Source organism: Methyloglobulus sp. (assembly GCF_040079455.1).
In the GTDB taxonomy this organism is placed as follows: domain Bacteria; phylum Pseudomonadota; class Gammaproteobacteria; order Methylococcales; family Methylomonadaceae; genus Methyloglobulus.
Genome location: NZ_JBEBKJ010000112.1, coordinates 1 through 7,423, shown reverse-complemented (window position 1 = coordinate 7,423; position 7,423 = coordinate 1). Strand labels below are relative to the sequence as shown.

At 45.5% G+C, this 7,423-nt stretch carries 9 protein-coding genes; all 9 read left to right on the top strand.

Going from position 1 to position 7,423, the window contains the following annotated elements; all coding sequences use genetic code 11:
• Positions 1-172: XRE family transcriptional regulator (locus ABL924_RS16970; RefSeq protein WP_349028067.1), on the top strand; the 172-nt coding region annotated here is incomplete at its 5' end.
• Between the two features lie 103 nt (positions 173-275).
• Entirely contained in the window at positions 276-1,520 is a 1,245-nt protein-coding gene (locus ABL924_RS16965) for a hypothetical protein (protein ID WP_349028282.1), read from the top strand.
• Positions 1,517-2,083: a hypothetical protein gene (locus tag ABL924_RS16960; protein WP_349028281.1), complete on the top strand. Its 567-nt coding sequence runs from the start codon at positions 1,517-1,519 to the stop codon at positions 2,081-2,083. The genes ABL924_RS16965 and ABL924_RS16960 overlap by 4 nt, the downstream gene beginning before the upstream one ends.
• On the top strand, positions 2,080-4,878 hold the full coding sequence (locus tag ABL924_RS16955) for a hypothetical protein (RefSeq protein ID WP_349028280.1): 2,799 nt from the start codon (positions 2,080-2,082) through the stop codon (positions 4,876-4,878). Before ABL924_RS16960 ends, ABL924_RS16955 begins: the two co-directional genes overlap by 4 nt.
• The gene (locus tag ABL924_RS16950) at positions 4,878-5,750 is read left to right on the top strand and encodes a hypothetical protein (RefSeq protein ID WP_349028279.1); all 873 of its coding nucleotides are present in this window, start codon (positions 4,878-4,880) and stop codon (positions 5,748-5,750) included. The genes ABL924_RS16955 and ABL924_RS16950 overlap by 1 nt, the downstream gene beginning before the upstream one ends.
• 124 nt (positions 5,751-5,874) lie before the next feature.
• Entirely contained in the window at positions 5,875-6,108 is a 234-nt protein-coding gene (locus ABL924_RS16945) for a hypothetical protein (protein ID WP_349028278.1), read from the top strand.
• On the top strand, positions 6,101-6,514 hold the full coding sequence (locus ABL924_RS16940; RefSeq protein WP_349028277.1) for a type II toxin-antitoxin system VapC family toxin: 414 nt from the start codon (positions 6,101-6,103) through the stop codon (positions 6,512-6,514). Before ABL924_RS16945 ends, ABL924_RS16940 begins: the two co-directional genes overlap by 8 nt.
• A 139-nt stretch (positions 6,515-6,653) precedes the next feature.
• Entirely contained in the window at positions 6,654-6,860 is a 207-nt protein-coding gene (locus ABL924_RS16935; RefSeq protein ID WP_349028276.1) for an addiction module protein, read from the top strand.
• Complete coding sequence (locus ABL924_RS16930) at positions 6,857-7,153, top strand: type II toxin-antitoxin system RelE/ParE family toxin (protein ID WP_349028275.1); 297 nt, start codon at positions 6,857-6,859, stop codon at positions 7,151-7,153. Before ABL924_RS16935 ends, ABL924_RS16930 begins: the two co-directional genes overlap by 4 nt.
• The last annotated feature ends 270 nt before the right edge of the window (positions 7,154-7,423 follow it).

Here is a 7,423-nt window from a genome sequence, read left to right as displayed (position 1 = left end):
AGCGGACAACAACCTTACCCAAGAGCAAGCGGCTGTGCAATTGGGCGTATCGCAAGCCAGGATTTCTGATTTGGTGCGCGGGAAATGGAAAAAATTTAGCTTGGATATGTTGCTGACATTGGCGGCAAAGGCTGGGATTCGCATCAAAGTTATTTTTGACCAGGCGGCTTAAGTTTCAGGGCAGCGCGGTTACGTTCAACTAACCATTGATCCAGGGTAGTGGGCTACCTTTTCTGTGAGAAACAGTGGATAAGCGAGTACTTAACCCTTAAATAATGATTAATCCACGTAGCCTAGTTAGGGCGCTTGATAAACACTGGGAAGCCGTAGAACGTATCGTTTTACTTGGCCGTGACCAGATCGGTTATGAACGCGACGAGGTGCTGGCCTTACTCGGGAAAATCTATGTGCATGAATCTGTTGAGCAACACATAGAACGCTTGCAGCAACTCGTCAACGCTGAATTGTTGATTGAAATGTCGCACAGCAATACGCTCCAACTTAACGAAAACGTCCGCCAGTTTGTCGGCAGCTTACTGCATGAACACGAACTTGGCTTGTCCGACATCTTAAAAGCCCGGGTTAGTGACATTAAAATCGCCCTGGAACAATTGCACCAAGCATTTCAAGAACGTGATATCGCGGCGTTACAACAGGGTGCAGTGCGCATCGACAATCAACTTCGGCAAATATTGCAACAACTGGGTCAGGACACCCATGCCATCCAGGATATTGCCGAACGCGCCAAAGCCGCTGATGAGCGTATGCCGCTATCGAGACGTTACCGTGAAGTGTTGGAAGCCTATGACCGTTATGTGCAACCCATGACCGAGCTGATGGATACTGGTGCTGGCGGCAATTTCTATCCGTTACTGGAAGAAGCCGAACGTGTGCTGGAATCGTTATCCCAGCAATTGCACAATCAAGGTGGTTTATACAGCCATCAAGTCCTGTTGCGCCAAGTTGGCTTTCGGGTGAAAGATTTACGGCAATCCGGTCGTCTTGCTTTGAAACAATGCACCAACATCTTGATGCCTTTGCGGGAAGAAATTCGTCGCCACAACCATCTCAGCGCAGCCATCGGACAATTATTGGGCGAAGTACGCAAAAAAGGCTTACGCCGAACCTTTCCACAAAAAAGCTTGCCGGTTTGGCGTAAGGAACGTCCAGTATCGATAGCCATAGGTGCTGAATTATTAACGTTGATGGAACAGGTGCGCCACTATCAGCCTAAAGCGGTTGATTTTCCCGAGCAGACGGTTGAAGAAATGCAGATAGCGCTTGAACGCGTCGATGAAGATAGTATTCGAAAGCACCTTTACTCGAACCTTCCGGTATTGGATTTGATGCAATGGTTGGTCAACCATTATGGTAATTATCAGGATGCCACGCTGTTAAGGCTTTACCACAAACTCATCCGTCTTCCCGATATTAGCGCAAGCCCAAATACGGATGAAACCCAGATTTCGCTTAAAAAAGTCCGCATTCGCTTGCACAGCCACACGCTTGAAGCCTTATGACAATAGACTTAAAGCAACTGCCCCAATTACAACCCCTGTTTAAACTGTTAAGTTCTGGAGCCCATTTAAACCGCTTACAGGACAGTGAGCTATGGGTAGAACTTGAAAATCATCAGAGTCAATATGAAACCTTGTTTGCTGCATTAGGCTTTAGTCTCGTATTGGATGGACGGGGTTACGCCTACTTTAAAACCGATCAAGCCAGCGCTTACACAGGAAAACTCACGCGTCGCTTAGCATTGCTGTTGATGCTGCTATTTGAATATCAAGCCGATCAAGGTTTACATTTGTTCCAGTTCCAACAGTGGCAGCTCGATATGCCGTTAATTAACAAACTCCATATCCATTATCATGCCATTTTGGAAGCCGAAGAAATCACCAGTCCGCAAACAATAAAGGAAACTTTAGACAGTGCCGCCCGTATTGGTTTTCTGGTCTTAGAAGATGGCGCTTTCCGGCTACAGCCAGCCGTGCACCGCTATTTGGACTTGTTTCAAGAACTTGCCCAAGCTGAGCGATATGACCCAATGCAAACCGAAGACGACGCGGAGGATACGCTTTGAGTTTGGCACAGTATGGATTCCAGAAGCTTGTGTTACTCAATAGTGCCGGTTACAGCCGCGCTGAATTGCCGCTAGACGATTCGGTGTCGATTATCGCCCCTAACAATACCGGCAAAACTAGCCTGATCAATGCCTTGCAGTTTCTGCTTATTCTCAACAAACAGCACATGGATTTCGGGGCGCATAGCCCTGAAAATACCCGGCGCTTCTATTTCCCTGACAATAGTTCGTATATTCTGCTCGAAGTGTTGTTGCCGTCCGGGATGGCGGTGATTGGTTGTGTTGGTAAGGGCTTAAGCCATGATTATGAGTACTTTGCCTATCAAGGCGGCCTTGATCTCGATGATTACCGGTTGGACAATGGACAACTGGTAGCCCAGCCGAAATTGATCAGCCGCCTATATGAATGCGGCAAACCAGCCAAAATTTACCAACAAGCCGATTTACGGGCATTGTTGTATGGTAATCGGCAAAAGCAGCGTTCGGATGATCCTGATTTAACCATTTTTCCCCTTGAGTTTACCTCCCAAGCTGGAACGTACCAACGCATCTTGACCCGAACTTTACGGTTGGATCGTTTGGATAGCCGGGAAGTAAAAACCTATTTGCTGGAAATCTTCAAAAATGACTTACAGGATCGTAGTGTTGATTTTAAGAGCGAATGGGATAAAAACTTCGCCGATGTCAATTACGATAAGTCCCAATATGATGCCGTGTTCCGCAACAAGGCACTGATTGAGACCATGGAAAATAGCCAGCAGATACGCCTGGGGTTGCGTGGCAAAATCATCCAGTGGCGGCCATTGATCGAACAAGGCTTGAATGATTGGGAAGCCCATTTTCAAAACAGTTCTATCCAACTGCAACAACGCTTTGAGAGTTTGACGTCTGAAATCGGCACATTGGAGCATCGCCAAAAGGCCATTTTCCAAGATCAAGCGAATGCCAATATCGCGTTAAAAGAGCAGGGAAAAAAGGAGACTCGCTATCAAGAGCTGACTGTCCGATTTCAGTTTGTCACTGATGCTACGCAATTGGAAAAGCAACGGCAAACCTTGCAGGAACAACGCGATGAATTGGTCACCCGCATCAAAAATGCCGAGCACCATCAGTCGTCCGATGCCATCAAAAGGAATATTGCCAAAATTAGCAAAGAACGGGACGAATTGAACCAGCAGTTAACCAGCCTAAACGATAATCTTTATTTGCAGCTCCAAAATCTCTTGCCAAAAATCAGCTTTGACTTGTTGACAAGGATTTTGGCTAAATCGGTCTTGAGCTTATCTGTCACTGAAGGTAATCCAATTGATCTGCATGATAAACCAGCCTTCCAATCGTTTATTGGCGTGGTAGAAAGCAAACTGTCGGGAAATCTCCTGAAACTCCCCGGTTTATCCCTTGATATATCGGCGCTTGAAGCGAACCTCACCATAAAAACAGCTTACGAACTTGAAACTGAAATCGACGATTGCACACGGCAACTAGCAGAGTTGGAAAAGCTGTTTCAAACCGTTGAAACATTGGCACAACAAAAACAGAAGCAAACAGGGCTGGAACGGCAAATCAAGGCGCTGGATAACGATATTCAAGACTATCAAGAATTGGTGTCACTCAAAGAAAGTGAGTCAACCAGATTGCAAACGATTGCCGAATTACAACGGAACATTGCTGGGCTTGATCAGGAAGAATCAACATTGGCCGATAACAAAAAAAGCCTCACGGCAATGCAAACAAGCCTTAAAACTGAACAAGGTGAGTTGCAAAACCAACATCAACGCATTAACGCTGCCCGCCATCAGCGCTTGGATCAACAACCGCCGTTCAATTTTTTAGAACAGCTACCCTCTCTGCCTTGCATGGAACCGGCGGTATTGGTCATGTCGGCCTTAGCAGACCAGATTGAAAACTATAACCGCGATTGCCAAAAGCTACGGCAAATTGATGACAACCTAAGTCTGCAACTCGGTAAATTACATCAAGATGGTGTGAGTAAGTTCCAAACCCAGGATTCTGCCGAACAAGAGTTAGTTGCTTTGTTCAACTACACGGCGCAACTCAGCCAGGAACAAGCATCCATTGAGCGCAAAGCCCGTTCAGCCGTCGTCCAGGTAGCGGCCATTTTGCGTGATTTACGCAATAGCCTGGAGTCATTCAAACGGCGGATGCGGGAATTTAATAACAAAATTAATCGCCGCCAGCTTTCAGACCTTAAGGTCTTTAAAATTGAACCGAGGGAAGAAGATGCCTTGGTCAAGGCGATACAAACCTTGATCTCAACCTCAGAACAGGTCGATTCGGGCAATTCTTTCGACCTATTCGACCATAATGCGGTGCTGGACGACAAAGAGCTTAATAAGGCGAAGGATTTACTTATTAAAGAAGGCGAAGCCAGAGGTAGTTTGCGGGTTGAGCATCTGTTCCGGCTGGTTTTTATCATTGCCAAGGAAGGCCAAGAGCCAGCCGAATTTGAGGACATCGACAGTGCCGCCTCAAACGGTACGGTATTAATGGCAAAACTCATCACCGGCCTCGCCATGCTCAACCAAATGCAAGACCCACGTAAACAAATCAAGACAGCCTGTTATTTGGATGAGGCCGCATCACTCGATCAATACAATCAGCGCAACTTGATTGAAACGGCGGCTGAGTTCGGGTTTTCGCTGATTTTTGCTTCCCCAGAACCGCAAATTACCGCACGCTATTGTGTGCCTATCGGCAATGTCCAAGGTAAAAACACTATCAGCCGCCTAAATTGGCAAATTCTCGAAGCCATTCCCTCTGAGAACCAAGCCTGATGTCACTTTTATCTGAAGCCTTAAAACGCTTGTTATCAAACGAACAACCACTTAACGCGTCGGATTTCACCAAAAGCCAACGCAAAGAATTGGAACAGTTTGCCCTTGATACCCGCCTTATTGAAGTCAAAAAACAAGGCAACGGCGTAGTTTATCGGTTGATTGATCGTCAAAACATTAGCAACTATGTCCGTCAGCTCCATCCACTGGATGATGAGCTCTTGTTATCGCTTCTACCCAAGCGTAGCCGTAATATCGGCACAGACCTTGACAGCAAAAGAGGACAATCCGGCCACGACAGTTTTTATTTACTGATGAAAGCCTGGGATAGCGATGTGGTCTGGCAATGTGGCGATAACACGATGAAGCCTTCGGAATTGACTGAACGTTTGGGTGTGGTCGCAATGCAGGTTAGTGCTAATAATGCGTGGTTTTGTAACCGCCCTTTGTTATTGGTTGAAAACCAAGCATTATTTGATCGCTGTGATTGGTTGCCCGATGAGTTTAACGGCTGTCTCGTCTATTATGCCGGGCAATTATCCGACATAGTACTTAAATGGTTTTCGGAACAAAAGCGAGCTAATGACGTGATCCTCTTCCCGGATTATGACGGTATCGGGTTGGCTAATTACGCCCGATTAGCCGCTACGATTCACCCCAGTTCAACGTTACATTTTTATTGGTTCACGGATTGGGAAAATAAATTGCCGGTGTACGGCAACGCTGAGGTTTGGTCTAAAACCCGCGTCCAATTTGAAAATGCCATGCAAAAGCTGGATAACATGAATGCGTTGAACACTGACTTAATTAAATTGGGGCAACTCTCGCAACGCTGCGGCAAAGCGTTAGAACAAGAAGCCATTTGGTTGTAACGATAAGCGGTCAATTGGAAAGATAAGTGAACTGTTGACTAAAATCGTTTTACTGATTTAATTTATTCATTATTTAACAGCAGTGATATTATTGTTGAAATATTCAACAAAATAAGGTGAAACAATGGCCACTATGAATTTCAGCATTCCTGATGACATCAAAGACAAGTTTAACCAAGCCTTCCAAGGCACAAATAAAAGCGCAGTCGTTGCAGACTTGATGGTTGAAGCAATAGAACGGAAAGACAAACAACAACGCAGCAAAGCGGCTATCGATAGGATTTTAGAGCGCCGTAAACATGCGCCAACTGTTACTGACGAAGAAATCCGCGCGGCAAGGGAAGAGTTGCGTGCATGACAAAATTGTCGTCGATGCCAGTGTTGCCCTGAAATGGTTTTTGCAGGAAAACGACGATCATTACGACAAAGCCATTGCTTTGCTGGTTGGCTATCCATTAATCCAGCCACCGCATTTTATAGCTGAAGTCGCTGCCGTTTTGGCACGAAAAAAACCCATTGAGGCCGACCAGGATTTAGCTGACTTGCTTGAAGTCGAAATGGCAATTGCCGACGAACCGACTATTTACCAACAAGCCATAAGGCTGAGTATTGACCTTAACCACCACCTATTCGACACGCTATATCATGCAGTTGCCCTTGAAACCAAAGGCGCACTATTGATTACCGCCGACAACGTGTATTACGCAAAAGCCAAACATTTGGGTAGGATCAAACTATTGGCCGACGTTAAAGACCACCAGTAATAACGGTATGGCTATGAATTTTACAACCATATAATGCGGCGGGTCTCGACCCGCCCTACAACCCGTCGTACGTGATACTTAACATAACGACAAGAAGCAGGTACACTTGTATCTTTAGGCATTCCCAAGGGTACATAAAATGGCTATACAAATTCAGGAACTTAGTAATGCTGAACGTATTTTGTTGGCAGAGGAATTATGGGATAGCGTGGCTAATGATGACCATTTGTTCGCCTTAACAGACGAACAAAAAGAACTGCTTAATTTGCGGTTAGCAAAGTATATTGAAGATAAAGAATCAGGCTCATCTTGGAGCGAGGTAAAAAACCGGATTACCGGAGAATGAGCAAAACGCTTCTTGTTCGACCGGAAGCAGAGGAGGACTTAGGCCAAGCCTATCGCTGGTACGAGTCGCAAAGAAAAGGCTTGGGGGATGATTTTCTGTTATGCGTAGAAAGTGGATTAGCACGGATAACCAGAAACCCTGGGCGATACCGCAAAATACATGGGAACATTCAGCGAATCTTAATAGACCGGTTCCCGTTTGGTATTTTCTTTATCGAAGATGAGCACCAATTGTCAGTATTAGCTGTTTTGCATGCTCGCAGAAACCCAAGTGCTTGGAAAGAAAGGACTTAATGGCTGGATATAACTCCATTGGGGTATTGGGCTGCCTAACGTCAGCTCACACCTACAAAATAGCCAACATACGGGAAACAACCCGCCGTACGAGGTAATGTCAGCGCCAATCTACACTATGTCCAACATACGAGATAAAATTTAAAAAATAATGCAAAATCATAGTTTTATTAAAATATTTGAGAGTGTTTACGTAAAGATACATATATATTTCCGTTGGTACTCTAGGAAGGTAGTTGAATTAGTCAGGGCTACCCACAGCTTGATGGA